Source organism: Rhodococcus sp. LB1 (assembly GCF_001583455.1).
Lineage (GTDB): Bacteria > Actinomycetota > Actinomycetes > Mycobacteriales > Mycobacteriaceae > Rhodococcus_F > Rhodococcus_F opacus.
On the sequence record NZ_LTCZ01000446.1, the window covers coordinates 1 to 2147 of the forward strand.

General features: G+C 62.5%; 2 protein-coding genes and 1 pseudogene. 2 read left to right on the plus strand and 1 reads right to left on the minus strand.

All coding sequences use genetic code 11. The features are described 5' to 3' along the window. Both AZG88_RS48850 and AZG88_RS48855 read left to right on the plus strand, forming a co-directional pair. Window positions 1-474: RES family NAD+ phosphorylase (locus AZG88_RS48850; RefSeq protein WP_061701593.1), on the plus strand; the 474-nt coding region annotated here is incomplete at its 5' end. Window positions 475-608: 134 nt separating this feature from the next. After that, the gene (locus AZG88_RS48855; protein ID WP_061701594.1) at window positions 609-1172 is read left to right on the plus strand and encodes a hypothetical protein; all 564 of its coding nucleotides are present in this window, start codon (window positions 609-611) and stop codon (window positions 1170-1172) included. A 131-nt stretch (window positions 1173-1303) separates the two neighbouring features. Here AZG88_RS48855 and AZG88_RS48860 read toward each other — a convergent pair. After that, window positions 1304-1573: pseudogene (locus AZG88_RS48860) on the minus strand (histone-like nucleoid-structuring protein Lsr2); the annotation flags it as partial. Window positions 1574-2147: the final 574 nt, after the last annotated feature.

Below are 2147 nucleotides of genomic sequence, written 5' to 3' on the forward strand. Positions count from 1 at the left end.
TACCACTACAGCTATTTCGGGGAGGACATCTCCACCTGCATCGCGGAGACCTACTGCCGGTCGCTGCCGCTCGATGACCACGTGCCGAGGATCCTGCGGAAGGCCAAGCTGGCCGGTCGAGTCCTGTCCCAGGTCACCGCCACCGACGACGTCCCGGTCGCACTGGTGCACGGCTCATATCTGGCGGCGATCGGTCAGGACACCTGGCTGACGAAATGTGACCCCGTCGATTACCCGATCACCCGGGACTGGGCGGCATCCATCCTGCACGGGACCGACGGGGTTCTCGGTATCAAGTACCGGGCACGTAACGACGAGGACAGGTTCTCCGTCGTCATGACCATCACACCCAATGCCGGTGTGGGGCTGCATGACCTGATGACCGTCTCCCGGGGCCCGATCAAGCTCGATGACCGCGCCGGGCTGGAGCTGGTCAGATCCCATCTCGCACAATACAACGCAACACTCATCTAAACGTCTCCGCCGATCTCCCACTGTCTGTCACCGGCGTGGGGCGGGAGATAAAACCATGAAAAGCCAACCGTCAGTACAGGATTATTCCCTGCCTATCAACGACACCATGACAGACCACCTATAGAAGGACATCCATGGGACGCTCGAAGAAAGCCACGCAGGCCACACAGGCCGCGAAGAAGAGGCGGAACAAGGCCAAACGACAGGCCCGCGGTACAAACCCGATCGCGAACGCGAGTTTCCCCGACTCCAGAGCATTGGTCCTCAGCAACCCATTCGACGCGACCGCACAGCGGGCGCTCATCGAACTGGCACCGGAGCTGACCGTCGAGGATTATCACACACTCCGGGACACCGGCGACAACCCGAAGCCTGATGAGTACGACCTTGTCGATCCCACCCTCACGCGCATACTCAAGGGTCGCCGCGCGTGGGAGAGCTACGAAGACGGGACGTGGGATCACGTTCCGAACCGGGACCACGTCGCGACGGCCTGGGGTGAGTTCGCCCAACCATTACACATCGCGGTCGGCTTTACCGCTGCCGATGGACCCCGGTGGGAGGTCCACTACCCCTCCCCGGACGAGGATTTTCGCACCCCTGCCGAAACCTACACCAGCCGAGACGCCCTCCTCGCCGAACTCGACCGACTCGAACACCTGGGCCACCAGCCGATAGATACCCGACCAATTACCTGAACCAGCCGGCAGCACGTCGGGCTGTGCCGCCATCGACCTGTAGACGACACATTCAGGTCGTCGACGCGGACCGTCCACGTGGGGGTCCCACCCGACGTGTTCGGCACCGCCCTCGGACGGACCATGCGGTGTCAGTGGGCGTCGTGGAAAGCTTGTACGATCTCGGCACGGATCCGGCCCCGAGAGGATATTTCGTAGCCCTGGTCTACCGCCCACTCCCGAATCTTCTTGACCTCGCCCGTCCACGGAGACGACCCGATCGGGTCCGTCACCCGATTCGAGGGGCGCTTCCTGCCTCCGACCCTCCTGGAATGAGCAATCCAGTAGCCGAGAGCGTCGCGGAACTCCTTGGCGTGCTCGCCCTTCAGGTCAATCTCGTACTCGACGCCATCAACCGCATANNTCCACCCACTCCACCACAGCTTTACGTGCCACGGATTCCACTCCCACCTTCATCGACACCAACGAAACAAATGTACGGCACTCATGCCGGACAACGGCATCACCGCTAGCTACGTTAGCTATGATTGCACCGCACCAAAATGTCGGCGATCAGTCTCGTAGCACAGCATCCTGTCATCGTGTGCGAGCGGCCGCCGCCGGAATCCCCTGAGGATCCTCATCAACGACGCTAACCGGCTTTTCACCAGACGATCCCAACGCAAGGCGACCCCTCATCACTTTCGTCACTGTGATGCAATTCGAGCGCCGGTCGCCGTACCGCCCCTCCCGATCGCCCACGACCGAGAACCGACCCATGAAGCCGCAGAAGCACTCTCGGGCCTACAGGTGCGACATCAACGGCATCCGCCGGGCCGGATGCGTGTAGGACCGCAACCCCATGTGTCCACCTCCGCCTGTACCCACTCCCACTCCCCCGCACAGGGAGTCCGCTGACGTAGTGCGGCCCAGCCACACCCAGGTGCAGGGGCGAACTCCCGCGGACCGGAGTCCAGTCTTCGGCGACTCCCAGGA